Origin of the sequence: Halomonas sp. (genome assembly GCF_029263665.1) — a bacterium.
GTDB lineage: Bacteria > Pseudomonadota > Gammaproteobacteria > Pseudomonadales > Halomonadaceae > Halomonas.
The window spans coordinates 30,472-56,025 of the sequence record NZ_JAJUFQ010000027.1 but is presented as its reverse complement, the minus strand read 5'-3'; the positions used below and the strand labels follow the sequence as shown (position 1 = coordinate 56,025).

At 56.9% G+C, this 25,554-nt stretch carries 29 protein-coding genes and 1 pseudogene; 15 read left to right on the top strand and 15 right to left on the bottom strand.

Annotated features, from left to right (window positions below; translation table 11 throughout):
• Together Q1K07_RS19145 and Q1K07_RS19140 are read left to right on the top strand one after the other, a co-directional pair.
• A pseudogene (locus Q1K07_RS19145) lies at positions 1-273 on the top strand (aldehyde dehydrogenase (NADP(+))); the annotation flags it as partial.
• 59 nt (positions 274-332) lie between these two features.
• Entirely contained in the window at positions 333-686 is a 354-nt protein-coding gene (locus tag Q1K07_RS19140; protein WP_300314840.1) for a DUF952 domain-containing protein, read from the top strand.
• On the opposite strand, the gene dusA is transcribed toward Q1K07_RS19140, so the two are convergent.
• From dusA to Q1K07_RS19120, 5 genes are all read right to left on the bottom strand, one after another.
• The gene (dusA, locus tag Q1K07_RS19135; protein ID WP_300314837.1) at positions 683-1,696 is read right to left on the bottom strand and encodes a tRNA dihydrouridine(20/20a) synthase DusA; all 1,014 of its coding nucleotides are present in this window, start codon (positions 1,694-1,696) and stop codon (positions 683-685) included. The two genes, Q1K07_RS19140 and dusA, sit on opposite strands and share 4 nt — an antisense overlap.
• A 460-nt stretch (positions 1,697-2,156) precedes the next feature.
• Positions 2,157-2,288, bottom strand: a complete 132-nt coding sequence (locus Q1K07_RS21285; RefSeq protein ID WP_366945095.1) for an XRE family transcriptional regulator — start codon at positions 2,286-2,288, stop codon at positions 2,157-2,159.
• Positions 2,266-2,427, bottom strand: a complete 162-nt coding sequence (locus Q1K07_RS19130; protein ID WP_300314835.1) for a hypothetical protein — start codon at positions 2,425-2,427, stop codon at positions 2,266-2,268. The genes Q1K07_RS21285 and Q1K07_RS19130 overlap by 23 nt, the downstream gene beginning before the upstream one ends.
• A gap of 4 nt (positions 2,428-2,431) precedes the next feature.
• Positions 2,432-2,743: a DUF2442 domain-containing protein gene (locus tag Q1K07_RS19125; RefSeq protein ID WP_300314831.1), complete on the bottom strand. Its 312-nt coding sequence runs from the start codon at positions 2,741-2,743 to the stop codon at positions 2,432-2,434.
• Positions 2,698-2,988 (bottom strand): DUF4160 domain-containing protein, encoded by a 291-nt coding sequence (locus Q1K07_RS19120; protein ID WP_300314829.1) that lies wholly within the window; start codon positions 2,986-2,988, stop codon positions 2,698-2,700. The genes Q1K07_RS19125 and Q1K07_RS19120 overlap by 46 nt, the downstream gene beginning before the upstream one ends.
• 236 nt (positions 2,989-3,224) lie before the next feature.
• On the opposite strand from Q1K07_RS19120, the gene Q1K07_RS19115 reads away from it, so the two are divergent.
• Positions 3,225-3,767 carry an adenylate kinase gene (locus Q1K07_RS19115; protein WP_300314826.1) on the top strand — a complete coding sequence of 181 codons (543 nt, stop codon included), beginning with the start codon at positions 3,225-3,227 and terminating at the stop codon, positions 3,765-3,767.
• A 57-nt stretch (positions 3,768-3,824) separates the two neighbouring features.
• Here the strand turns inward: Q1K07_RS19115 and Q1K07_RS19110 are convergent, their stop codons facing one another.
• Positions 3,825-4,472: a DUF2268 domain-containing putative Zn-dependent protease gene (locus Q1K07_RS19110; protein WP_300314823.1), complete on the bottom strand. Its 648-nt coding sequence runs from the start codon at positions 4,470-4,472 to the stop codon at positions 3,825-3,827.
• A 176-nt stretch (positions 4,473-4,648) separates the two neighbouring features.
• Here Q1K07_RS19110 and Q1K07_RS19105 point away from each other — a divergent pair, with 176 nt between their 5' ends.
• Positions 4,649-5,038 carry a VOC family protein gene (locus Q1K07_RS19105; protein WP_300314820.1) on the top strand — a complete coding sequence of 130 codons (390 nt, stop codon included), beginning with the start codon at positions 4,649-4,651 and terminating at the stop codon, positions 5,036-5,038.
• 12 nt (positions 5,039-5,050) lie between these two features.
• On the opposite strand, the gene Q1K07_RS19100 is transcribed toward Q1K07_RS19105, so the two are convergent.
• A complete protein-coding gene (locus Q1K07_RS19100) occupies positions 5,051-5,590 on the bottom strand; it encodes an AAA family ATPase (RefSeq protein ID WP_300314818.1) in 540 nt (179 codons plus the stop codon).
• A 48-nt stretch (positions 5,591-5,638) separates the two neighbouring features.
• Positions 5,639-6,535: a LysR substrate-binding domain-containing protein gene (locus Q1K07_RS19095; protein WP_300314815.1), complete on the bottom strand. Its 897-nt coding sequence runs from the start codon at positions 6,533-6,535 to the stop codon at positions 5,639-5,641.
• A 157-nt stretch (positions 6,536-6,692) separates the two neighbouring features.
• Here Q1K07_RS19095 and Q1K07_RS19090 point away from each other — a divergent pair, with 157 nt between their 5' ends.
• A complete protein-coding gene (locus tag Q1K07_RS19090) occupies positions 6,693-7,109 on the top strand; it encodes a hypothetical protein (protein ID WP_300314812.1) in 417 nt (138 codons plus the stop codon).
• Between the two features lie 19 nt (positions 7,110-7,128).
• On the opposite strand, the gene Q1K07_RS19085 is transcribed toward Q1K07_RS19090, so the two are convergent.
• Positions 7,129-8,043, bottom strand: a complete 915-nt coding sequence (locus Q1K07_RS19085) for a LysR family transcriptional regulator (RefSeq protein WP_300314809.1) — start codon at positions 8,041-8,043, stop codon at positions 7,129-7,131.
• A 196-nt stretch (positions 8,044-8,239) separates the two neighbouring features.
• Between Q1K07_RS19085 and pcaD the strand changes: the two genes are divergently transcribed.
• Positions 8,240-9,097: a 3-oxoadipate enol-lactonase gene (gene pcaD, locus Q1K07_RS19080; protein WP_300314806.1), complete on the top strand. Its 858-nt coding sequence runs from the start codon at positions 8,240-8,242 to the stop codon at positions 9,095-9,097.
• Positions 9,098-9,209: 112 nt separating this feature from the next.
• Positions 9,210-10,448: an alanine racemase gene (gene alr, locus Q1K07_RS19075; protein WP_300314802.1), complete on the top strand. Its 1,239-nt coding sequence runs from the start codon at positions 9,210-9,212 to the stop codon at positions 10,446-10,448.
• A gap of 112 nt (positions 10,449-10,560) precedes the next feature.
• Here the strand turns inward: alr and Q1K07_RS19070 are convergent, their stop codons facing one another.
• Positions 10,561-11,595: a succinylglutamate desuccinylase/aspartoacylase family protein gene (locus tag Q1K07_RS19070; protein WP_300314800.1), complete on the bottom strand. Its 1,035-nt coding sequence runs from the start codon at positions 11,593-11,595 to the stop codon at positions 10,561-10,563.
• 197 nt (positions 11,596-11,792) lie between these two features.
• Here Q1K07_RS19070 and Q1K07_RS19065 point away from each other — a divergent pair, with 197 nt between their 5' ends.
• Positions 11,793-12,416, top strand: coding sequence for a TetR family transcriptional regulator (locus Q1K07_RS19065; RefSeq protein ID WP_300314797.1), 624 nt, complete (start codon positions 11,793-11,795; stop codon positions 12,414-12,416).
• Here the strand turns inward: Q1K07_RS19065 and Q1K07_RS19060 are convergent.
• The 4 genes from Q1K07_RS19060 to Q1K07_RS19045 form a co-directional block, all read right to left on the bottom strand.
• The gene (locus Q1K07_RS19060) at positions 12,410-13,150 is read right to left on the bottom strand and encodes a hypothetical protein (RefSeq protein WP_300314793.1); all 741 of its coding nucleotides are present in this window, start codon (positions 13,148-13,150) and stop codon (positions 12,410-12,412) included. The two genes, Q1K07_RS19065 and Q1K07_RS19060, sit on opposite strands and share 7 nt — an antisense overlap.
• A 216-nt stretch (positions 13,151-13,366) precedes the next feature.
• Positions 13,367-16,564 carry an efflux RND transporter permease subunit gene (locus Q1K07_RS19055; protein ID WP_300314791.1) on the bottom strand — a complete coding sequence of 1,066 codons (3,198 nt, stop codon included), beginning with the start codon at positions 16,562-16,564 and terminating at the stop codon, positions 13,367-13,369.
• Entirely contained in the window at positions 16,561-17,970 is a 1,410-nt protein-coding gene (locus tag Q1K07_RS19050; protein ID WP_300314788.1) for an efflux RND transporter periplasmic adaptor subunit, read from the bottom strand. Before Q1K07_RS19050 ends, Q1K07_RS19055 begins: the two co-directional genes overlap by 4 nt.
• 94 nt (positions 17,971-18,064) lie before the next feature.
• Entirely contained in the window at positions 18,065-19,519 is a 1,455-nt protein-coding gene (locus Q1K07_RS19045) for a TolC family outer membrane protein (protein ID WP_300314784.1), read from the bottom strand.
• 207 nt (positions 19,520-19,726) lie between these two features.
• On the opposite strand from Q1K07_RS19045, the gene Q1K07_RS19040 reads away from it, so the two are divergent.
• Positions 19,727-20,623 (top strand): alpha/beta hydrolase, encoded by an 897-nt coding sequence (locus Q1K07_RS19040; RefSeq protein ID WP_300314781.1) that lies wholly within the window; start codon positions 19,727-19,729, stop codon positions 20,621-20,623.
• 73 nt (positions 20,624-20,696) lie between these two features.
• Positions 20,697-21,008: a YqfO family protein gene (locus Q1K07_RS19035; RefSeq protein WP_300314778.1), complete on the top strand. Its 312-nt coding sequence runs from the start codon at positions 20,697-20,699 to the stop codon at positions 21,006-21,008.
• Positions 21,009-21,064: 56 nt separating this feature from the next.
• On the opposite strand, the gene Q1K07_RS19030 is transcribed toward Q1K07_RS19035, so the two are convergent.
• Positions 21,065-21,628 (bottom strand): NUDIX hydrolase, encoded by a 564-nt coding sequence (locus Q1K07_RS19030; protein WP_300314775.1) that lies wholly within the window; start codon positions 21,626-21,628, stop codon positions 21,065-21,067.
• Positions 21,629-21,758: 130 nt separating this feature from the next.
• On the opposite strand from Q1K07_RS19030, the gene Q1K07_RS19025 reads away from it, so the two are divergent.
• Genes Q1K07_RS19025 through Q1K07_RS19005 form a run of 5 tightly spaced genes read left to right on the top strand, consistent with a single transcriptional unit; the run spans position 21,759 to position 25,536 of the window.
• Positions 21,759-22,379 carry a CoA pyrophosphatase gene (locus Q1K07_RS19025; RefSeq protein ID WP_300314772.1) on the top strand — a complete coding sequence of 207 codons (621 nt, stop codon included), beginning with the start codon at positions 21,759-21,761 and terminating at the stop codon, positions 22,377-22,379.
• A gap of 15 nt (positions 22,380-22,394) precedes the next feature.
• Positions 22,395-23,066 (top strand): 2OG-Fe(II) oxygenase, encoded by a 672-nt coding sequence (locus tag Q1K07_RS19020; protein WP_300314769.1) that lies wholly within the window; start codon positions 22,395-22,397, stop codon positions 23,064-23,066.
• 38 nt (positions 23,067-23,104) lie between these two features.
• A complete protein-coding gene (locus tag Q1K07_RS19015; protein ID WP_300314766.1) occupies positions 23,105-24,319 on the top strand; it encodes an ATP-binding protein in 1,215 nt (404 codons plus the stop codon).
• A gap of 37 nt (positions 24,320-24,356) precedes the next feature.
• Positions 24,357-25,022, top strand: a complete 666-nt coding sequence (locus Q1K07_RS19010; protein ID WP_300314763.1) for a response regulator — start codon at positions 24,357-24,359, stop codon at positions 25,020-25,022.
• A 34-nt stretch (positions 25,023-25,056) separates the two neighbouring features.
• The gene (locus Q1K07_RS19005; RefSeq protein ID WP_300314760.1) at positions 25,057-25,536 is read left to right on the top strand and encodes a nucleoside deaminase; all 480 of its coding nucleotides are present in this window, start codon (positions 25,057-25,059) and stop codon (positions 25,534-25,536) included.
• The last annotated feature ends 18 nt before the right edge of the window (positions 25,537-25,554 follow it).

Genomic DNA, 25,554 nt, shown 5'->3' with positions numbered 1-25,554 from the left:
GAGCTGTTGCCGATCCTCGAGCGCCGTGCCGGAAGGGTGATGGCCAACGGCTGGCCCACCGGCGTGGAAGTCTGCGACGCCATGGTTCACGGCGGCCCCTTCCCTGCCACCTCGGACGCCCGCACCACCTCGGTGGGCACCTCCGCGATCCAGCGCTTCCTGCGCCCGGTGTGTTACCAGAACCTGCCCCAGGCGCTGCTGCCTGCTGTTCTGCGTGACAGTAACCCTGCCAATCTCCGCCGCCTGATCGATGGCAGGAGAGCAATCAGCTAATCTGGCCAGGGAGACACCACATATTGACCATGCAGGATGCACTGACAGCAAGGATGCTTATGAAAACATTGCCCGTAACAACATTGCCCGTAACAACATTGTTCCGAGTCGTCTCTTCGGCCACATGGAAACAGGCCCAGGCTCAAGGTACCGTGCCGCGCTGCGGTAACGACCACCGTGCTGATGGCGTTCACCTGTGCCTGCCCCAAGTCATCGCCTATACCACCAACACCTACTTCACCGCCGATGAGCATCCCATGCTGCTCGAGGTGGATATTGCACCTTTCGCCGAGCAGATCGAGTGGCGCGCCCCCACCGACAGCGAGCCTTGGCAACGGCCACTGGCACGCATTCCGGGCATTCCTGTCGACAGCGTCATCTCTATCACACCGCTGGAGGTCGACAGCGCCTAGGCCAGGGTTTCTGCCTCCACTTCTGGCACCATGCCCAAGGCATCGTCGTACACGGCCAGGCCAGCCCCTTCTTTATGGGCATTTTCCGATAAATGACGACGGAAGCGACGACCTCCAGGACACCCCTGGAACAACCCCAACATATGGCGAGTGATGTGGTTGAGCTTCGCCCCCTCTTCCAGACGCCGGGCGATATAAGGGCGCATGGCACGCGCTGCTGCATGGCGTGTCGCCGAGGGGCCTGACTCTCCGTAGAGTTCCGGGTCCACGCTCGCCAGCATCCAGGGATTTTGGTAAGCCTCGCGTCCGACCATGACACTATCTACATGATCCAGCTGTGAACGGCATTCCGCCAGTGTCTTGATGCCGCCGTTGATACCAATATGCAGCTCCGGGCGGCTGGCCTTGAGACGATGGACGCGCGCATAGTTCAGTGGCGGTACATCGCGATTTTCCTTGGGTGAAAGCCCTTGCAGCCAAGCCTTGCGAGCATGAACGATAAACACCTCGCAGCCCGCATCCGCCACCAGATGAATGAAGTTCTCCAGATCGGCATCTTCGTCCTGGTCATCAATGCCGATACGGCATTTCACCGTGACGGGAATCGACACCGCATCGCGCATTGCCCGAACAGCCGCAGCCACCTTGTGAGGATGGCCCATCAGGCACGCACCAATCAGGTTGTTCTGGACCCGATCACTAGGGCAACCGACATTGAGGTTGATCTCGTCATAACCCCACTCTTCGGCAATGGCAGCACATTCCGCCAACTCACCAGCATCGCTGCCGCCCAGTTGCAGCGCGATCGGGTGCTCCAGAGCATCGAAGCCCAGAAACCGCTCCCGCGGGCGTCCATGCAGAATTGCGCCGGTCGTCACCATCTCCGTATACAGCAAAGCATGCCGGCTCAGGGTACGCGCAAAGACACGGTAGTCTCTGGTCGTCCAATCCATCATGGGGGCTATGGAGAACGTTCTGTCTAGGGTAGTTGTCACTGTGGCAGGCTTCATACGGGTTGACGGAGTGCCTTCTCAATCATGCTTGTACATATTTACAGCAGCTCACCCTGTTTTCAGTAGTACCGGGGACTCAGTTGGTACAAAGGCCCGTCTCGATCTGATGTAACAGGGAGGTTCCGATGGCGACGATTCGCGAGCACCGTAAAAGGGACAGCAGTTTCTCATAATTGGCCAAGATCCGCATTGCTCGCAATGGTCATAGCCATTCTGAGCCTTGTTCTTTCCCGAAGACAGCCGTCGCTGGAGAATGCGCCAAGTGCCATGAATTGGGACTGATCAATCCTCGTGGCTTGGTAATGGCCAAGTGGTGTGGAGTCACGCTCTCGGATGCTATTGAGTTGCCGCCCATGCTCGACAGCTTGAGCCAGTGCTACCAATAGCAGGATTTGTGGCTGAAGTTGGGCAGAAGAAGCACCAAGCTGTTATTGGCCTGGCTTAGCGATACTCACTTTTACGAAAATGTCGGCTGAGAGGCCATATTTAAAAGCGTGTCCTCCGTGAAGCGGTCAATGCGTCCCTTGAGCAGACCATTAATGCGAGGCTGTGAGACGCCTAAGCGCTCAGCGACTTCGCACTGGTCCATCTTCCGACTTAAAAGTATCGGCCAGCACCATCATCAGGCTGCTGCGAACCTTCATATTGAGCGCTTCTTCTTTCGTGCCACACAGTACATCCCAGACACACTCGAACCTGTTTTGTTCGGTCATCAGCTCTTCGTTCATGATGTCACTCGATATGGTACTGGCCGTTTGCCCGTATGGCGTCGTACATGGCCTTGGGATCCAGGTCCACGCCGTTCTCCCAGGTGACAGCACCATGCTCAACAAATGCCGTCTTGAATACTTCCGGTTTTTTCAAGTCTGAAAGTACGCCAGTCAACCACTCGGAACTGATGGTGACAGGTCCTTGAGTATCGTCACTGAAGGTCACCCATAGTGAAAGGTGGTCTTTCACCTCTACCGACCTGACGCGCCATTTGATAACCGCTGGCGTTATGCCAGCGGTGGAATCTTGTTTGGCTGCTGCTTGGATTTGCATAATTCCCAATCCTCTATCAATGCGGCTCGGTGTTCTGATGCCCACTCCAGAACCATGGCTTTTGCACGGGCTGGAAACTTTCCTTCGATGATTTCAAGTGTATTGATGTTTACCAGTATTTCGAATTCGCCGTATTTTGCATGAAAGTGGGGAGTCTGATGATCGTTCCAGTAGAAGTAGATCATGATCCCGTAAAACTCTGAAATACAAGGCATTGACTCAGTTTCTTCAAGCGGTGGAGCCATTCTATATCAGAACAAGCACAAAAATTGGCAACGAAGGTCAATACTGCTAGCAATCTTAGGAGCCAGGTGCCCCAGTATCACGTCGACAATGGCTTCTTATGTCATCGGGCATTGCGCCCAGCGGTTCGCGAAGTATGCCACTGCATCCTTTCCAACCAGTGATCCGCCAGGTTTTCCTTGGCCTCATGACCAGCGTAGAATCGTGCGCCGCAAAAGATAACGACAGAGGCCATGCAATGAAGATTAACGTGGTGGGTACCAGTGGATCAGGTAAAACGACACTGGCTCGCCGACTGGCCGAAGCATTGTCCCTGCCGCATATCGAGATGGATGTCCTGCATTGGCTGCCGGATTGGCAGGAGAAGCCTGACGACCAGTTCCTTGCCGAACTCGCCAGCCTGCTCGAAGCATCACCCGGCTGGGTGCTGGACGGTAACTACGATCGATCGCGCCCCATTAAATGGCAGGAGGTCGATCTGGTGGTATGGGTCGACTATGGCTTTTGGCAAACGATTTCCCAAGTCGTGTCCCGAGCGGTCAGGCGCGCCTGGAGCAAGCAGGAACTGTGGCCCGGCACGGGAAACCGGGAGAGCTTCCGCCAGTCCTTTTTCAGTCGCCACTCGATCATTCTCTGGTCCATCAAGACATGGCGCCGCAATCGAGTACGCTATCTGAGTGACATGCAGAATGCGCAGTACCAGCATATCCGCTTCGTTCAACTGCGCAGCCATTCAGAGGCCGAAGCATTCATCCGCTCAATGCAGACAGCGCCTGACTGAACGAAACAATATGGGTATCGTGCTTTATTCGAGGATCGTCAGTACACCATGCTTCGCTCATGTCCCTAAATAGGCAAGAAAGCGCTCTGCTGGTACATGTACCAATGATGCAGCACTCTCTCCAGCATGCCCATCCAGGTACCTGCCGACCAAGGCATAGCCGAGCCTATAGCCGGCCCAACGGGGAAGATCGCCCTGGCCAGAGAACCATGCGCCATGATGGTAGCGAGAATCGTGCCAGTGTAACTGTGCCTTTTCAGCACATGTGGCAAGATCTTTCCCGCTCACTTCCGCTTCCCAAAGCTCTGGTGGCGAGTCATAGAGCTGACGACAAAAGTGCCCTGCCAATCCTTCAGATACCAGTGCCTCGCCCAGCGTAGTCCCATACCCTGGACCTCGCCAGCGCATAACGTGGTGAAGCTCATGGGCTACCATTCGCTCAAGCGGTTCTCCTATATTTCGGGACAGGTTTTCGTTATCTGGATCGAAGGTTAACTGGATCATAGTGCCAGTAGGCGCGTAGCCAACGAACCCCATTTCCTTGACAACGCATCCTGGCCAGACTTGAACCACCACATCCAGGTCGATGGCAGGCAAGACTTGTTCTGCTCGATAACGCGCTTCTGCTATGCCTTCTCCTATACGTTCGATCCAACCATCCAACTGGCCGCATGCATTAGCGTAATGCACGATCCACTGTGTCATCCTGCCCCCTATATGTACCTGAGCCACCAGAGAGGCATGCCCTGGAACGGCTATGCCTCAGATAGACATCGTATCCTCGGTATGGAAAGCCAAGTCACAACAAGCTCATCCAACCTGACACGCAGAACGTTCTCCCAAGCTATCTTTTTACCAGAGCTTACCCGGGAGGTTGCATCATGCTCGATCATCTATGCATCAATGTCTCGAACCTCTCCCTCAGCCGGCGTTTCTACGCGGCGGTGCTTGCACCCTTGGGCTACCAGATGACCAGGGGTGACAGCGAAGCGGTGGGGTTCGGGATATTGGCAGGCAGACGCAGATCGTTGGACCCGGATGGTGACTTCTGGATCGCACAAGGTAATGTGGCACCGCCTCTCCCTCACCTGGCCTTCAGCGCTGCCAACAGAGAGGAAGTGGACGCCTTCTTCAGGGCAGCGATTCAGGCAGGCGGCACAGATAATGGCCCCCCTGGGCTACGCCCTCGATACCACCCGTATTACTATGCTTGCTTCATCATCGATCCTGATGGCTACAACATCGAAGCGGTCTGTCACCTGGCGATCTGATATGAAACCGGTTCAGCCAAGGATATGCTTGCGCACAAAGGCGGCCCGTTCCTCGATACTGGCCAAAGGCAGTTGGATCAGCTCATAGCCCAGTTCGGCATAGGTCCTGGCCATGACATGATAGGTGGCTTCTGCCTCTGCCCTATCCTGCTTGCGTTCGGCATCCTGGCCGAAAATCTCCGCCCAATAGGGCGCAATGAATACCTGCCGGTTATAGCGGTACTGATCCGCCGCTCTCTTTACGTGGTCGGGTATTGGCAGATTGCACAACGTCAAGTAGCCCAGGACATCGGCCACACCACGGTCCATCAGCACAGGCTCCTTGATCGCACGCGCTTCGCGGCACGACCGCAGTTCCCAGTTCAGCATCAGCTCAGCAAAAAGCGACTGATCGGCCCACGGAAGTGCGCTTCCCTTGATGGCCATCTGATCCTGGATGATCGCCCGCCCGGCTTCTGGCATGTAACGAATGCCCTGTCTGGCCAGCGCTTCCAGCAGGCTGCTTTTACCAGACCCCGGCGCTCCCGTGATCACGAACATATGTTGGCACATGGACGTCCTCTGTCTTGTTGTCGAAACAAGGAATGTTGTCTGGCAGACCTAGCTGCGTAGATCATTGAAAGCTTCCACCACCCGCTCTGCCAAGACCTCTCCTGCACTACCCAGGCCATCCCGACGCACCAGGGCCACCTGATAGTCACCTAAAGGCGGCAGGCTGCCCTGCTCAAGGCGCCGCAATGGAGAACGGATAAGCGCCAGAGGAAAAGGTGCCACGGCCAGGTCGGAAAGCATGGCCGCTTCCTGCCCTGCGCAATGCTCACAGGTATATGCGACACGATAGTCCACGCCGGCATGGTCCAGGGCATCCAGTGCAACCTTGCGCCAAGGGCAGCCATGATTGGCCAAGGCAACAGGCAAGGGCGTGCGCCGGGCGGCCACCCCACCTTCGCGCCCGACCCATACCAGAGGCTCACTATGCACAACCTCACCGAATGTCGTCTGACCATTCATCCCAGCAGTGACCAATGCCAGATCCAGTTCTCCACTATCCAGACGTTTCAGCATCTCCACACTGCTGCCGACCACGACATCGACCTGCACCGCAGGATGTGAACGAGCAAACTGAGACAATACCCCAGGCAGAATGCGGGTACCGACATCGTCGGTTGTCCCCAGGCCCACCCTTCCCTCCAGGGAAGGGGCCAGGAACTGGGTCACGGCTTCCTCGTTGAGCTTGAGCAAGCGTCGCCCGTAACCCAACAGCATTTCGCCTTCCGCGGTCAGGCGAACCTGGCGCGCCTCACGCACGAACAATGTCTGGCCCAGCATCTCTTCCAGGCGCTTGATCTGCATGCTCAGCGCCGAAGGCGTACGGAATACCAATCGCGCAGCACGCGTGAAACTACCACTCTCGGCGATGGCAACGAAGGTGCGCAGTACTTCGGTATCCAGTAGCGGCAGTGCGGCACGGCCGGGAGCAGTGGATATCTGGTTCATGGACTCACCTTTCAATTTTTCTTAAAGATGAATGTAGAGCTTTTCGTTGGATTGATCAAAGATTCAGATCCATGCTGTCATCCAGAGGTCGCGACCCTCCCCCTTCAACCCGATTCGCACCAGTCACATGCAGCGGCTGTGTGCAGGGAGGTATCAGATGAATCAGCACGATCCACTTGCTCATGCCCAGTTTGACAAGGACGCCCCACCATCACCGCCGGAAAGGTTGGACTACTACATGCCTGCCACGCCGCCGTTGGGGCTGATTCATGCACTCGAATACTGGTGGTGGACCTATCGCCGCCGTCGGCATTTCCGCCGCAGTGTGCAGCCACTACTGGAATATGACGATGCACTGCTGGCAGACATGGGGTTCCGACATGGTGACCTGGTGTGGGCACTACGCCTCCCGCTCAAGGAAGATGCATTGAGTGCCCTGTCGACATGTCGACTCCAGGGAATGGAGACTTCAGATAGTGAAGAGGAAGGCTGTAGTGGCGAATACAGCAGAGGAGAAAGCATCAGCGAAGCATGCGGCATCAAGGAGTGTCATGCGATGCCATCGGCGAAATGATTGGCCATGCAAAGTGCTCTCAATCAGATTTGAGGGCACTTTGCAGCATCAGTGCCTGCTGTTGCAGATGACACCACAGCTGGTTCATGACAGGTCCATGCGGTCTATCTCGCCGTCTTGCTGCCACCAGTTCCTCCATGCTGCCCGGCAAACAGTCGTTGGCGATCGAGCGCAATCGGCCATCATGCAATTCTTCTTCTATCAGAAAACGTGGCATATGCCCCCACCCTAGGCCCTGCAGAATAAAGTCCTTTTTCATCAACTGATCGGCTACCGTGCACTGGTGGGCATCCGCCAACATGAAGTAATCCGATGATGGCGTATGGCGTGCCGTATCACGCATGATGCACTGGGTGTAGTCACGCATATGTTCAGGCTCGAGCACTCTTGGAGCCGCTGCTGGCAACAAGCTATCAGCGATCACCGGAATAAATGGCACCTTGCACAGATCAATCCATTCGATCCGTGGATCTCGTTTATCGACACGATGCAGAATCAGGTCAGCATCGCCATCGAGCAATCGCTCCCAAGGTCCGGTGACGGCTTCGAAATGCAGATGCAATCGGGTATCAGGGTGGCAGGCAAAGAACCTGCCCAGCAGGCCGAGGATCTCCGCACGCGGACAGAAATCACCGATCACCACATGCAGTTCACTTTCCTCCCCCATGGCCAGTTGCTCGGCGTGAGTACGCAGGCCTTCCATTTCACGTAGCAACCTTTGTGCCCGACGATGAAACGAACGCCCTGCCTCGGTTGGTTGTACCCGATAGCCACTGCGGTCCAGCAAACCAAGGCCAAGCTGCTGTTCCAGCTTGGCAACGGCAGCAAATACCGCTGGATGTGAGCGATTCAGTTCCAGGGCAGCTGCCTGGAAACCACCGCCACGTATCACGGCATCAAAGCACTGCAACTCATGCAAGGTGAAATGGCTCATGTCGGCTTCACTCTGTCTCTCTCCCCAGTCTGACCATCTCTGTCAGCTATACCTACAGAGCTATTAGATTCTTTGTAATATCAGTTGAAAGCATCCGCAACTAGGATTCATGGCACTGGCCGATGGGAATGCCCAGGCGCACAGATGATGTCGCTCTGGTAGCCCAGAAACTGATCCTGTTGAGGAGATGACATTCATGAACACACGAACTTTTATTACCACCGGTGACGGCGCTCGCATCCACTACCGCTTCGATGGCGATGGCGACAAGCCGGTCTTGCTCCTGTCCAACTCCATCGCCACCACCTTGCAGATGTGGGATGACCAGATTCAGGAACTGACAAGACATTTTCAGGTACTGCGTTATGACACCCGCGGGCACGGTGCCTCCAGCGTTCCCGCTGGCCCCTACTCCCTCGATCGCTTCGGCCGCGATGTCATTGAGCTACTTGATGCCCTGGACATCGAGCATGTGCACTTCCTGGGCCTGTCACTCGGAGGAATCATTGGCCAGTGGCTGGGAGTCCACGCACCTGATCGGATAGATCGCCTGATCCTGAGTAACACTTCGCCTTACCTGGGGCCCGCTGGCCAGTGGGACCAGTTGATTGCCTCCACGCAGCAAGCTTCCGACATGTCAGAGTTCGCCAGCATGTTCCTCAACAACTGGTTCCCGGCACATATGCTGGAAGCTCAAGATCCTGTAACAGAAGACTTTCGACGCATGGTGCTGGCTACGGACCCACAAGGCTTGTCAGGAGCTTACGCGGCTATTCGTGACATGGACCTCCGCCGCATCATTGCACTTGTCGAGTGCCCAACATTGGTGATTGCCGGCCAGTACGACAACGTGACGGCCCTTGCTCATGGAGAGCAGATCGCCGCGACAATTCCTGGCTCGACACTGCAAGTCCTATCCTCGGTACATCTGCCAAACATCGAGCTCCCCACCGAATTCATGGATACCGTGATCACGTTCCTGCTGACCAGCAGCGATCATGATTCAGGCATGAAAACAGAACGCAGCGAAACCGCAATGGGGAGCAGTTTTTAGATTATCCGTCAGTTCTTTTCTATTCGCGGCGAGGTATCTCGCCGCGATTCGTGCAGACGATTAGGGTGGCAAGGCAGTACTGACAATAACCTCATAAGGTACGACAAGGATCATGATGAAACTGACCCCCACCCTGATCGCCGCGGCAATTGCCGCGGCCCTGGCAGGCCCTGTGCAAGCCGCACCGTTACTGAGCACCGACATCATCAAAGTAGGTGACGCTGAACATCTCGAGGCCAATGCCTGGGTCGAAATCAATCAGGCTGTCTTCGAGGACAACATCCGCAAGGTTCAGGAGCTGCTCGGCGAAGCATCGGACATGTGCGCCATCATGAAGGCAGATGCCTATGGTCATGGCATTTCCAATCTCATGCCGTCGATCATCGCCATGGGCGTTTCCTGTGTTGGTGTCGCCAGCAACGAAGATGCCCGGGCAGTACGGGCCAGTGGTTTCGAGGGACGTCTGATGCGGGTGCGAAACGCCACACCGGAAGAGATTCAAGGTGCCTTCGAGTATCAGATGGAAGAGCTGTTTGGCGATCTCAGTGCAGCACAAGAGGCAGCCGACATGGCTGCGGAAGCGGGCATCACGCTGCGCTATCATCTGGGACTCAATGCCGGTGGCATGGGACGTAATGGCCTGGAACTGGATACTGAATCAGGACGCGAGGAAGCCTTGGCCCTGGTCGGCCTTCCCCATCTTGAGCTGACGGGCATCATGACCCACTTTGCCTTCGAGGACGTCGACTGGGTTCGCCAGGGGTTGGCACGTTTCGAGGAACAGAGCGACTGGCTGATCGAGAAGGCCAACCTGGATCGTGACGCCCTGACCCTGCATACCGCCAACTCTTTCACCACCATGGAAGTTCCAGAGGCACGTCTGGATATGGTGCGTCCTGGCGGTCTGCTTTATGGCGACTTGCCACACTACCCCCAGTTCCACCCGGTCATGTCCTTCAAGACTCGAGTGGCTTCAGTCAACGACTATCCTGCTGGTAGTGGCGTAGGCTATGACAATATCCACGCATTGGAACGCGACAGCGTTCTGGCCAACCTTCCCGTAGGATACTCCGATGGCTATCGTCGAGTGTTCAGCGATAAAGCCCATGTGCTGATCCATGGTGAACGAGTGCCCGTATTAGGACGGGTTTCCATGAACACCATCATGGTGGATGTCACCGACCTGCCTAGCGTAGAAGCCGGGGATGAAGTGGTGCTCTATGGCGTCCAGGACAAAGGACACATCTCCATCGCCGAACTGGAGGACCTCAACGGCTCACTGCTGGCGGATGTCTATACCATGTGGGGCAATTCCAACCCCAAGATTCTCAACCCTACCGAGCCTGACTGAGAGGTTCGGTTTTCACTATTCCTCAATCAAGACGCCGCCCCCTTGGGCGGCGTCTATCCATTCCACAGATGTGTCCCGAAGGTTCTTCTCGTCAAGGACACCCGTGCAAGGGTCAATACAGAGCATCAGGGGGCGGCTCAAGACTGGATTGAAAGGTCTCGATGGCACTTTCGGCTTCTTCTATCGCGTCGAAACGAGCGATGTGGAACAGCGCTTCACCTTCATTGGCCAGCGGCAGGCGACTCATGCCGATCACAATGCCATCGGCCATGGAAAGTACCTCTCCTTCCGCGTTACCAAATGGGCCCGCTACCACTCCCAGGCGCTCGCCTTTGGATACTCGGGCTCCAAGGCGGACGTGGGGCCGAAGAATGCCATCGATAGGCGCCCTGGCCCAGCTCGATCCATTGGCGATTTCTGCAGGTGCCGGCGGACGACGGCGCTGTTCGCCGCTGAGCATGCCAAGGCGCCGCATGACCCGCAGCACTCCCCGCACCCCCGCAGTGATGGCCCACTCATCGAAGCGCAGAGCCTCTCCCGCCTCATAGGTCAACACAGGAATGCCCTTTCCTTGAGCATAATGACGCAGACTGCCCTCGCGCAGTTCAGCATTGAGAATGATCGGGGCACCGAAGGCATCTGCCATGCGCCGTGTCTCATCTCCCGCCCCATTCAACTGTGCTCGAATCTGCGGCAGATTGGTGCGGTGAATCGCGCCTGTATGCAGGTCAATGATATGGCTGGCATGATCGACGATCTGCTCACGGAACAACGAGGCAATACGCCCCCCCAGAGATCCTGATTCGCTACCGGGGAAGCAACGGTTGAGGTCACGGCGGTCCGGTAGATAACGGCTATGCTGCACAAAACCGAAGACGTTGACGATAGGCACCGCGATCAAGGTACCTTTCAGACGATTGATCTGCCGGGAGCGCAACAGGCGCCGAACGATTTCGACTCCATTGATTTCATCTCCGTGAATCGCACTACATACCAGCAGAGTCGGCCCATGCTGACGGCCATGAACCACTTCCACAGGAATATCCAGCGGAGCATGGGTGTATAGCTTGGCGACAGGAACGTCGATTTGAATACGACTACCGGGAGCCACACGTATCCCGGCCAATTCAAAGGGAGCACGAGCCATGGGTCTTCCTTAATTTCACGGCTTCCGGCGGTCGGCATGACCTCGGTCAAAGATCCTTATACCGTGATATAACGGAGATGTCGTTGGTGGCGCTCGTTACACTCAAGCTGGCTTAGGTCTTGTTGAACCCTCTGCGCCACGCAGCATATTTCGGTAGAATAGAGACCTACGTCAACCACAAGAGATTTCACCCCACGATGGCGCGTCGCACCAAGGCTGAAGCCGCTGAAACCAAGGAAGCACTACTGGATGCTGCTGAACAAGTGTTTCTTGAAGTAGGGGTAACACGCGCATCTCTGGAACAGATTTCGCGCTGTGCCGGCCTGACCCGGGGCGCGCTCTATTGGCATTTCCGTAACAAGGAAGACCTGTTCCGCGCGATGATAAACCGTGTCAGCATTCCTTTTCAGGAACTGATCTCGGGACTTGACGACCCAACCCTGGCCGACCGCCCATTGGATGCCATTCGTCTGGCTTGCCATGCAGGTGCTCGTCATCTCGATACGCCTCGTCATCGGCGTGTGCATGGAATTCTATTGCATCACTGTGAACGCACATCAAGCTTCGACCCAATGTCCATCAAGGATGAGTTCGTCTGCGAGACACATCACACCTTGCTGCAGCATTTCCGCGAAGCGCACAACAAGGGCCAGTTGCGGGAGGACCTCACCCCAGAACTGGCCACTGACATCTTCCATTATTCACTCAGCGGCATGTTCTGGGAGTGGTTACGTGCACCGGAGGCCTTTTCCTTGAGCCAACAAGGCCCTGTGCTGATTGATAAGCTGATCGATATGATGCGTCGCTCATCACCTCAGTGATGAGCGTGGTTATGATGGGAATGGTTGTGATGGTGGGAGTGTTCTGTCCCATGGCCATGAGGGTGATGCCGTTCCGGCTCATGGCGTTCGATCAGATGCAGTCGCACGAGCCGCGTCCGTGCATCCAGAAAGTCCTGTTCTGCGACTGAGCGATAACGATCTTCATCGGCCAGATACTTGACCAGCACACGCACTTCGCCCTCCTTGGGCATGCATCCGGGCTTGCCATGCAAGCAGACCTCGCGGGAGCCATCTGAGCACAGCACCGCTCGGCAGCAGCCTGCGGCATCGACATAGCCTACAACCTGAACCCGCTCTCCCAGCAGACAACGCTGATTGACAGCAGGATTGTCACGAAACTTGCGCAACAACCTGCGACAGGCCCGTGCAGCCAGTGGCGCAGATACCGCCAGTGCCGCCCACAGCACAACCAGACCCAACGGAATGATGACGACCTTCAGATCGAACCAACGCAGAACCAGCAACTCGGCGAGTAATGTGAAGGCTCCGGCAAAAACAAACAGGACCGTCAGCGCAACGGACACCGGGATACCCGCAAAACCCAGTGACACCATGGTGCTGGCCAGATTGTCATTACGTAGGCTGTCGTGCTCGAACAGTTGCAGTGGCGCAATATGCATCGCCACCAGTAGCCAGTAAAACGCCATCACAGGAAGTAGCAGCGTGAAGAAGATCAGCGGATAACTGAGAGCAACGTCAACAATCACACTCATGTCCATGGTCGTCTCCCCCCGGTTTGACGGTTTGCCTGTCTGCCTTCAGGTTTCCTCTACTCTTTCAGAATAGTCCCTCAGGCACTCAATCAGCCATGTCTAATTGAAAAATTTCCTTTTCCAACAACATGTTGCATCGCACAAAAAAACGAACACCGCCAATTGGCGGTGTTCGTTCAGTCATTTGCTTCCAACGCTATTACCTGCAGAAGCGGATCAGGACTTGGGCGACTCCAGGGCCGGAGCCTCGTCATCCTTGTCACCGTCATCTTCCTCACTATCCTTGTTGCCGAACAGCTTATGGGAAACGGTAGCGATCATGGCATAGAACGAAGGAACGAAGCAGCTTCCCAGGACAGCAACGGATGCCATCCCCATAGCGACAGTAGTACCGATGTGGTGACTGCTGGTGTCACTGGCACCTGTCGCTATCGCTAGCGGCAAGGTACCAAAGATGAATGCCATGGAGGTCATCACGATCGGACGGAAACGTAGGTGTGCCGCCGTTTCAGCTGCCTCACGGATGGTCTTGCCCATCTCCTTGCGCTGAAGTTCAGCGAACTCAACGATCAGAATGGCATTCTTCGCTGCCAACCCGATGACCACCAGCACCCCGATCTGCACATAGACACTGGTATCCAGACCTCGCATGGCGATCCCCGTGATACCACCAAGGAAGGCAAAGGGTGTTGCGGTAAGTACCGCCAGAGGCAGTGACCAGCTTTCATACTGGGCAGCCAGGATCAGGAACACCATGATCAGACCAAAGACGATGGCAATGGTGCCAGCATTACCCTGGGAGCTTTCCTGATACGCCGTACCGGTCCAACCCATGCCCCATTCCGAGCCCAGGGTATCCTGCACAATGCGATCCATCGCTTGGATGGCCTGGGTCGAAGAGTAGCCTGGAGCGGGTCCACCCTGGAACTGTGCTGCCGCATATACGCCAAAGCGAGTCACGACTGACGGAGCAGCCTGCCGCTTGAGCGTCACGAACTCGGACAACGGGATACGCTCGCCATTGCCACCGCGGACATAAACGTGGTTGATGTCCTCAGGCGTGTCACGATATTCCGCCTCATTCTGCAGATACACCTGGAAGTTACGGTTCTGATAACTGAAGAAGTTGACAAAACCGTTACCAAAGGTGTTCGACAGAGTCGCATTGAGGTCAGTCAGCGAGACACCATAGCTCAGTGCCTTCTGTTGATCGATCTCGGCACGATAGGACGGCACATTGACGCTGAAGGTAGAGAACACCTGGTTCAGCTCTGGATCGGCGTTGGCCTTCTGCATCACCTTGAGCGAGGCCATGTAGATCTCTTCCGGCGTAGCCCCGCCATAAGACTGCAGGTAGCCTTCAAAACCACCGGTGGTGGACAAGCCGATGATCGGTGGCATGTTGAAGGCCAGCGTCGTACCGCCATCCACTTCCGCTCCGATCTGCATCACGCGGCCGATCAGGTCATAGGCAGAGGTGGTACGCTCCTCCCAGGGCTCCATATTGATGAAGATGACCCCCCGGGCAGTGTTCACCGAGCCGGTGAGCATGTCGTAGCCTGCGATGGCCGAAGAATATTGTACTCCTGGGAATTCTTCGATCTTCTCACTGACCTTGCGCATGTACTCATTGGTTCGGGCCAAGGAAGCGGAGTCTGGAAGCTGTACCGCAGCGATGACAATCCCCTGGTCAGTTTCAGGCACCAACGTCGATGGCGTATGGCTATACAGCCACCAGGAGCCAAAGCCGACCAACGCCACCAGCACCAGCGTCAACCACCATGCCCTGATCAGCAATCTCACCACGATCATGAACACATGGGTACAGCCGGCAAAGAAGCGGTCGAACAAACGCAATGGCGTGCGTAGTGCACGCATGACTGCCGACTCTTTCTGATGCAGGTCGTGCTTGATGAAGATCGCCGACAAGGCCGGAGTGAAGGTCAGCGCCATCAGCGCCGAGAATGCCACCGAGATGGCGATGGTCAAGGCGAACTGCTGATAGATCTGTCCGGTGAAGCCACCCAGGAAGGCCACGGGGACGAAGATAGCGGCCATGATCAACGATGTTGCGATGACCGGACCGCCGACTTCCTTCATGGCCCGAATGGTGGCTTGCCGGACAGTGACATCTTCATCTTCCGACAGAACACGTTCGACGTTCTCCACCACCAGAATGGCGTCATCGACCACGATACCTATCGATAGCACCAAGGCAAACAGGGTCAGCAGGTTGATGGAGAAACCAAAGGCATAGAAGCCCGCAAAGGTCGCCAGCACCGAAACCGGCACCACCGACATGGCGATTACTGTGAAACGCCAGTTCTGCAGGAAGATGAATAGAATGACACCCACAATCAGGAACGCTTCGATGAAGGTATGCAGTACTGTCTCTACCGACGCGTCGATGAACAGTGTGGTGTCATAAGGTGTCACGAACTCCAGACCCGGCGGGAAGCGCCCTTGAAGCTCCTCCATCTTGGCCTTGACCAGATCTGCAGTTTCCAGAGCATTGGCCCCGGGCTGCTGGTTGATGATGATGGGCGCCATGGTGGCCCCATTCAAGCGTGCATCAACCCCATAGGACGATGCACCCAGCTCGATACGCGCTACATCCTTGAGCCGCAACGCCGAGCCATCCGGATTGGTGCGCAGCAGAATGTCGCGGAACTCATCGGCACTGGCCAGACGGCCACCAGCAGTGATGGTGTAGGTGAACGCACGCGGATTATCGATCGGCGTGGACGCCAGACTACCTGCCGGTACCTCGGTGTTCTGGGAACGGATAGCCGTCGCCACTTCGCTGGGCGTCAGGTCATACTCGGCCAGCTTGTTGGGGTCCATCCAGATGCGCATGGCAAACTCGCCACCACCCAGCACCTCGGCCTCACCGACACCAGGCAACTGGCGCAGTTCATCGAGGATATTCAGGGTCGCGTAGTTCTGCATGTAGATGTTGTCGTAGTCCCCCTGAGGAGAAATCAGCGCCACCAGCATCAGGATGGAGCTGGAACTCAGCTCCACGGTCACACCCTGCTGTTGCACCGCTTCCGGCAACTGCGACAGGGCACCCTGCACCTTGTTGTTGACGTTGATGGTATTGATATCGCCATCGGTTCCGATATCAAAGGCTACCGACAGGCTCATCGTACCGTTGTCGGAACTGGTCGAGGTCATGTAGATCATGTTCTCGACACCGTTGATGGCTTCAGCCAAGGGGGCGGCCACGGTCTGCGCCACCGTCTCGGCATCCGCGCCCGGGAAGGTCGCGGATACAGAGACCGTCGGCGGCACCACGCTCGGGTACTGCTCGATCGGCAGTACTCGCATGCTCATGGCACCGATGATCGTCAATATCAGCGCCAAGACCGTGGCGAAGATCGGTCGCTTGATGAAGAAGTTGGCGAAATTCATTCGTTACCCTCTCCCTGCGCCTCCTGCGCCTCCTGGCTGTCCCCGCCACTGGACATCGGTGCCTGTTGCGCGGCATTGACATCACTATTGGAGGGTTCAGCATTACCTTCTGGCGCTGTTTCAGTTGCGTCAGGTTGTGCGGCAGGAGCCTGCTCTTGCGACGGATCCTGGGCCTGGCTCTCGCCACCAGCGGCAGGAGCAGCACCACCCTGAGCCTTCGCTTCAGCCGCCGCCTTGGCTTCTTGAATACGTTTCATCAAGGCAGCGGCATCACCATCAAACGGCTGTGGATCAATTGGCATACCTGGCTGAATGCTGGCAGGGTCCCCCACGATGACGCGCTCGCCGGGTTTGACACCATCCAGCAGGATCTGCCATGGCCCAGCTTCTTCGCCAAGCTGTACAGGGCGTGCACGAGCAGTATTATCCTGATCCAGCACATAGACCTGCGGTCCCATCAACCCTTGGGTCAAGGCCAGTTCTGGCACGGCCAGAACGTTGTAGCGTTTCATGCCTGACAGGTGCACACGCACGAACTGCCCTGGGAGGAAGTGCCCCTCGGGATTGGCGAACTTGGCCTGAGCCTGAACCGTACTAGTCGAAGGATCGATACGGGACCCCAGGAAATCCATCTGGCCCTCCAGTTGCCCCGACTCACCGCCACCCAATCCAGGAATCTCGAGTGTTGCCTTGATATCGGAAAGCGATTGGCTCTTGAGCTGGCGACGCAGCTCGAAGGCATCCGCCTGGGGCAACTGGAAGCGTACTTCCAGCGGATCCAGCGGCGTGATGGTGGTCAGTTCGGTACCGGAGCTGACCAGGTTGCCGATATTGACTTCACTCAGTCCAATTAGGCCCGATACCGGCGCCTTTACTGCGGCATAGTTCAGGTCCAGCTGCGCTGTTTCCAGGGCTGCCTGGGCTTGAGCCACATTGGCTCTCGCTACTCGTGCATCGGCCAGGGCTTGGTCAAGCTGCTGGCGGCTGACAGAATTCTGGTTGGCCAGAGCCTGATAGCGAGCAGCATCACTTTCGGCTCGGGCCTTTTGTGCCTGAGCGCTTTCCAGATCCGCTTTGCGTTCGTTCACGGTTGCCTGATACAGATCCGGTTCGATGGAATACAGGCTTTGCCCCTTTTCCACAATATCACCCGGCTCGAAGCGTCTTTCCTCGATGATACCGGTAACACGCGCGACCAAAATGACTTCCTCGTCACTGGTCAACTTTGAGGGGTAGGACTTGTCCAGTGGCACATCCTGCCGTTCAAGAGCAGCCACTTCCACAGGCTTGGCTGGGGCTTGACCAGCTCCCCCTTGATTCTGTCCTTCGTCTTGGCCACAACCGGCAAGCCATAGCGCCGCCGCCAGGACCACCAGCGGGCGGCCTCGTGAGTATGCGATTTTCATCCCTTAACTTCCTCAGGGGGGGTGAATCTATCAACAAGAGGCCGGCCATGCCCGGCCGGCGCTCTGTCTCATTTCTACGTATCCCGAGACACCGTTATTGTTCCAGTTGTGGGCGCTCACCAATATCCAGAGCAGCGTCGTAACTGCCCCCATTATTCTCCGGCAGCGTGAATGTCACCTGACCATTCGACTGCAGGTATTGATTGATGGTCTCAATAGCCGCCTCATCCAGCACCCCCGCCTGACGGCGCAGTGTAAGGAGGTTGGTCACATAGCTGTAGCGAGCATCGGCATAATTGGCGATGGCGTTGTACAGGTTCTGCTCGGCACTCAACACATCGACGATGTTACGGGTACCGACCTCATACCCGGCGCGCGTCGCATCCAGTGCACTCTGGGAGGAGACAATGGCCTGCTGACGTGCCGCTACGGTAGAGACATCGTTGCTGACCTGGGTGTACAGGGCACGCACCTGCTGAATGGTCTCGCGGCGCTGAGACTCGAAGTCGAACTGGCTGGACTCGAGGCTATAGGTACTCTGACGAATGGATGCGCTGGTGCGGCCACCCGTATACAGAGGCATCGAGGCATTGATGCCGACCTGGCCAGTGGAGTTGTAATCCTCCAGGTAATCCTGATCGTCATCAGCGTAGGAGTAGTTGACGAAGCCTGACACCACCGGCAGGCGATCGGCTTTGGATACACCGACCTGCTCACGTGCCACGTCCACGCCAGACTTCTGTGCCAGCAGGTCCGGGCTGCTTTCCAGCGCCGTATCAATCCAGGCATCACGACTGCTAGGCGTCGGTAGGGAGATCGGCAACTCGTCCTGGAGCTTGTCGATACTGTCGTAACGCTTGCCAGTCAAACGCTCGAGCTGTTCGAAGGCGACCTGGAGATCGCTTTCGGCAGAAATGCGATCGGCCCGAGACTGGTCAAAGGTGGCACGTGCCTCTTCCACATCGGTGATAGCCACCAGGCCCACGTCGAACTGCTCCTGGACCTGCTCAAGCTGACGGCCAATCGCACGTTCCTGGGCGCGACGCGCATCAAGAATATCGTTGGCCCGCAGAATGTTGAAATATGCGGTTGCCGTATCGATCAATACTTGCTGCTCGGTAGCAGCCAGAGCATAGGTCTGCTGATCGATCTGCTTCTCGGCAACCCCTACCTCACGACTGTTGCGAGCATCGTAGATCGCTTGCGTCGCCTCAAGGTTGAGGCCATAACTGGTGTAGCGATCATCGCCCGCCGTACCGCTGAAGCCTTTCTGACTCTGCTGTTCGAAGACACTGTTATAAGCCACTTCACCAGCGGCAGTCAGCTGCGGCAGCAAGTCGGCTCGAGCGACGTTGCGATTTTCTTCCGTCGCACTGGTAGTGGCACGTTCAGACGCCAGCGTCGAGTTGTTGTCCAGAGCATCGCGAGTGATAGTGAGAAGGTCAGCGGCCTGCACCTGGCCAGCCAACAATGCCGCCACCATTGCACCGAGTAGCCGTCGGGACATGTTCGGACGGGCTGCCGGTGAATCGAGACGAGAAGGCGTCATGGGAGATTCCTCGAGTCTGTTCCTTAGCGGAGGTTCATTTACATACATTGTCGCATGTTTAACGCAAAAAACTAAAGTCGATCGTGCAAGAGTGGTGGAAATTTCGCCGCCTTGCACATCGGATCGACCTGTCGCTACGCTGCTATGCAGTATTCCCGGCCATTGCCCCTCCCGTGGCCCATTCTCTGGACGAATGCAGGAGCCGATATGGATAGCCTTGGTATGGTAACGGTGAGAGAGCTGGAAATCGCAGTGCGGATATGGCACCCGGATGCCCCTCGCACCGTCATTGCCTGGCATGGCCTGGCTCGTCATGGCGGTGACTTCGAGGACATGGCCAGGTTGTTGGGGCCAGAATGGCGCATCCTCGCCCCTGATACTCCTGGTCGCGGCTTGTCGAGCTGGTCGCTGCATCCTGCCCATGATTACCTCTATTCCCACTATGAGACCATTGCAGTATCCATATTGGATCACTTCAACCTAGACAAAGTGTCCTGGATTGGCACGTCGATGGGGGGATTGCTGGGTATGCTGCTGGCAGCCTCTCCCAGGACCCAGGCACGCATCGAGCGTCTGGTGCTGAATGACGTGGGGCCGGAACTGGAACTGGATGGTCTGGCCGACCTGGCCAGATATTTCACCATCCCCCATCGTTTCAGCCGACTGAGTCAGCTTGAGACAGAGCTGCGACAACACTATGCCAGTTTCGGTATTCAAAGCGATGAAGCCTGGCAGCGCATGACCCTGGAAAGCGCCCGACGCCTTCCTGATGGTAGCTGGACCTTTCACTACGATCCGCGTATAGGCGAGCAATTCATCCATGATACCCCCCGCGATACCTGGGCTGACTGGGATGCAATCCGTTGCCCATTGATGGTAATCCGTGGCGCCGAGTCCCGATTGATTTCCGAGGATATCGTACGCCGCATGGCTGAACACCAGCCAGAACTCGAGGTCCTGGTCGCCCCCGGCTGTGGTCATGCACCGATGCTAGACCGATCAGAGCAAGTGGAACCTATTCGCACCTTCCTCGACACACCATATCTTAGGACGACTTCTGTGCCACCTCGTACGCGCTGGTGGCATCGCCTGTTCAAGGCATAATCAGCCCCGCTGACCATGGCGACTCAAACATAGTGACGCCAACCATAACAGTGCCAATCACAAGGAGCCTCGCATGTACAAGCTCGCCTTCTTTGTTCCACGGGAAAATGCGGAAGCGGTCAAGGAGGCCGTGTTTGCCACCGGCGCCGGACGTATCGGTAACTATGAAGCCTGTTGCTTCCAAACGCCAGGCCAGGGACAGTTCCGCCCGCTGGCAGGCGCCACCCCACACCTCGGACAGGTCGACAATCTGGAACATGTCGATGAACTGAAAGTGGAACTTGTCTGTGCCGACCACCTGATCATCGATGCCGTAGCAGCGCTGAAGCATGCCCACCCTTATGAAGAGCCTGCCTACGATGTCTGGCGCCTGGAAGAGATATAGACTCCCTTGAGGGAGGCATTCCCTGAACACTGAGGCCTGATCTGACAAGCCCTTTATCAGGAGGCTGCCCCTCGGAAATAGCGCTGCCGATCTTCCAGGGTGATATCACTGACATGTAACGGAAAATCGCACTGAGGCCGGTCGGCGAAGAAGTGACGCAAGGTGCGTTCGATCGTCGGAAAGGCCAGGGTATCCCAGGGAATCTCATGTTCCTCGAACAAGGCGACTTCCAGACTTTCGGGCCCAGGATGAAAACTGCCCTGGAGCCTGGCACGGAATATCATGAATACCTGATTGATATGAGGCAGGTTGATCAACGTATAGAGATTATCCAGAGCCACTTCAGCACAGGCTTCTTCCAGCGTTTCCCGCGCTGCTGCCTGTAGTGTGGTCTCTCCGTTTTCCATGAATCCTGCCGGCAGAGTCCAATAGCCCTTGCGCGGCTCTATGGCTCGCTTGCACAGCAACACCCGACTGCCGCTCGTGGGCAAGGTGCCGGCCACGATGATCGGGTTCTGATAATGGATAGTGCCACAGGAACGGCAGACATATCGCGGGCGATCATCCCCTTCTGGAATGGTAAAGCTGACCGGCTGGCCACAGTGGCTACAGTAGTTCATGTCGCTCCCGGGACGGAGATTGAGTTAATCTAGACAGCATATCGCAGAGTGCTGGAGGCCGGAGAGAAAAAGCTCCGCGACATCTGTCGGCAGCCTTACCCAGTGCCACCTGAACGCATTGGATTCCCCCATGTTAGAAACCCTGCGCCAACGACTGCAAGCCCACCGGCCACGCCGCATGCATGCCAAGCTGGCGGAAGCGGCCGTACTCGTCCCCATCGTTGCTCGCCCTGAACCGACATTGTTGTTTACCCTTCGAGCCAGTCACCTGTCGACTCATAGTGGCCAGGTGGCCTTCCCCGGAGGTAAACGCGAACCGCAGGATGACGATCTGCTTGTCACTGCATTGCGCGAATCTGAAGAAGAGATTGCCCTGCCCCGTCACCAGGTGACGGTCATTGGCCAGTTGTCGGATGTGCTGTCGTTGCACGGCTTGAAGGTCACTCCCTTCGTCGGAATCATTCCCCCTGACTTGCCCCTGGTCGCCGACGAAAACGAGCTGGATGCCATTTTCGAAGTGCCACTTGAACACTTCCTCGAAGATCGCCGCACTCATACTGATGTGATCCAGCGCAACGGTAATAAGGTGTATATCCCCAGCTACCGGATTCCTGCCGAGCCAGGAATGGACGATTACATCATCTGGGGACTATCCGCCATGATGCTGGTAGAACTGATGTCCGAGGGGTTTGGATTATCCATGAGTGTTCTACAGCGTCCTGAGGGTAAACTACGGCTCGTTTCCAATTGATTGAGCACGACATCAATGAACCACTCCACGGGCTATCCTGATGCCTGTCCCTTGCCTGCTGAACGTATCAACGAACTGATCGATGCCCTGGTGGAACAAGGCTGGTATATCGGCGAATCACTGCTCGACCCTCAGCTATGCCTGGCCCTGCACCAGGAAATCGAGATCATGCACCAGCAGCAGGAACTGTCCCAGGCCGGCATCGGTCGCGGCCATGACTTCGAACTGCGCCGCGATATCCGAGGTGATGCCATTCATTGGCTGGACCGCGAAAGTCTGGCCCAGCGCCGTTATCTGGAAGCCATGGGCGCACTGCAGCAGTCACTCAATGCCGCGCTGTACCTGGGACTGTTCGAATACGAGGCGCATTTCGCCCATTATCCTGTTGGCGCCTTTTACCAGCGCCATCTGGACAGCTTCCGTGGACGTGCCAATCGCGTCGTTTCCACCGTGGGCTATCTCAATCCGGACTGGCCTGATGATGGCGGAGGAGAGATGGTCATCTATGATGCCGAGAACCCTGACCGCGAGGTGGCTCGAGTGATACCCAAGGCTGGCACTTTTGCCTGTTTCCTGTCTGAGCAGGTCCCTCACGAAGTGCTTCCGGCTCGACAGCCACGCAGCAGCATTGCCGGCTGGTTCCGACGCAACGCATCACTGGGCGGCGTTATCGATCCCGCTCACTGATTCTGAAGGGCGGATGCGATAGCCGAATGAGGTGGCCAATGAGCGAGAGCCAGCGAATACGTGAACTGGAAGCCGAAGTGGCCTTCCTCGAAGCCGAGAAACGCCACTATCAATGGTTGGCAGAAAGCACGACCGACATGATCTCCCGTCATGATCGCAATGGCGTGTTCCTGTACGCCTCACATGCGGCCCGGGACCTCCTCGGCTACGAACCCGACGAGTTATTGGGCGTTTCTGCCTACGATCTCTTTCATCCAGATGACCTCGAGGCACTGCTGAGCAAGTCGCCGCTCATCTACTACTACGAAGGCTTCTATCAACAGACTTACCGATTTCGGGCCAAGAATGGGCATTATGTATGGTTCGAGACGACCAGCCGCACCCGCCGCGACCCATCCAGCGGTGAGCTGCTCGATGTGCTGTGCGTTTCCCGGGATGTCAGCCGCCGTGTTATTGCCGAAGCAGAGTCGCGCCGCCATCAGCAATACATCGCCCATGCCAATCGCTTGGCAACGCTGGGGGAACTGGCCAGCAATATTGCCCACGAGTGCAACCAGCCTCTTGCCACCATGGCCAACTATGCCCATGGCGCCTTGATACAACTCGAGCACAACCCGGACCAACCTGCTTCGCACCTGGCCATGCCACTTACCCGGATCAGTGAACAGGTCGAACGGCTATCTGCACGCCTGCGTCATATCCGTCGGTTTGTCCGCCACGGTGATATCCGCCCGATTCCCGTAGCCGTCCATGACGTCATCGAACAAGCCTGCCTGCTATGCCAGTGGCAATGTCATCAACAAGGCGTCAGTCTTGATCGCCTGATTGAGCCGGACTTGCCAGCAACGCTGGCCGACCCTATCGGGCTGGAGCAGATTCTGGTCAACCTGCTGCTCAACAGCCTGGAAGCCTGCCAATATGAAGCCTGCCGCCATGTCGGCAGTCCCGGCCGAATCCGTGTCAGCGCCAGGCGGGCCTCACCCATCGAGCTTTATATTGAAGTGGCTGACAACGGCCCCGGCATTGCCAAGGAAAAGCGCCAGGAGATCTTTGCCCCCTTCGTCAGCGGCCACGACAATGGCCTTGGCATGGGCCTTTCGATCAGCCATTCACTGGCCGAAGCCATGGGGGGGAGCCTTACCTTGGTGGACAGCCTTGAGCGAAAAGACAGCCTTGAGCCAGATAACAGCCTTGAGCATGAAAAACCCGACGAAGGTGGCGCTACCTTCCGAGTGATACTGCCTTTCGCATGAACTCGCTGTCATACCGACAACCACCTAAGGACACCCCATGAGTCGCCCCACCGCCCCAGGCCACTCTCCAGCACCACGCATTGCCATCATCGACGATGATGACGACCTGCGTCAGTCGCTCTCCTGGTTGCTTGAGTCGGTAGGACTCGAGACAGTCAGCTACGCTAGTGGTGATGAATTTCTTCATGCCGGGGTAGAAGGCCACGCCGTCTTGCTGCTCGATGTGCGCATGCCAGGCCTGAGTGGCCTGCAAGTGCAACAACAGCTCAATGCTCTCGAGCGATGCCCGCCCTTGATCATGATGACCGGCCACGGCGATGTCCCCATGGCCGTTTGCGCCCTCAAGGCCGGCGCCTTTGACTTCATCGAAAAGCCTTTCAACCAGCAACAGTTGATCGACGTCATCCAGCAGGCACTGGCCAGACAAGCTCAAGCCTTGCAGCGTCATCAGCAATTGGACAGGCTCAGGCAGCGTTATCAGGCCCTGAGGCCAAAGGAACAGGAGGTACTGGTCGAAGTCGCTCGTGGCCATACCAGTCGGGACATCGCCACTCACCTGGATTTGAGCACCAAGACGGTGGAGGTATACCGCTACCGCATCATGAAGGCCCTTGACGCCGCCAGCCTGCCGCAACTGGTACGTCTCGCCGTAGCGCTGGAACTGGTCGATACATTACCCGATGACCGTGAGCCATCGTCCTGACCATTCAAGCCCTGCCCTTCAAGAGGAACACCCCATGAACAGCACTGATCTGCAACACCTGCGCCGCTGCGTCAGCCTGGCCCGGGCGGCACTGGAAGACGGCGACGAGCCCTTCGGTTCGCTACTGGTCGACGCCAACGGCGAAGTGCGCTTCGAGGACCGCAACCGTGTGGCCGGAGGTGATGCCACCCGTCATCCTGAATTCGCCATTGCTCGCTGGGCAGCGGAGCACATGACACCGCAGCAAAGAGCCGCGGCGACTGTCTACACCTCGGGGGAACATTGCCCGATGTGTGCCGCCGCTCACGGCTGGGTAGGATTGGGAAGAATCGTCTATGCCAGCTCCACCCAGCAACTGGGCGAGTGGCTGGCACAGTGGGACATTGCTCCGGGGCCAGTGGCCGCCTTGCCGATTACCGATATCGTCCCTGCTGCCCAGGTGGAAGGGCCTGCGGCAGAGCTTGCGGAAGAGATTCGCGAGCTACACCGCCGCCTGCATGACGTCCCGGAGTGACCGGAGCAACAGGGTTCC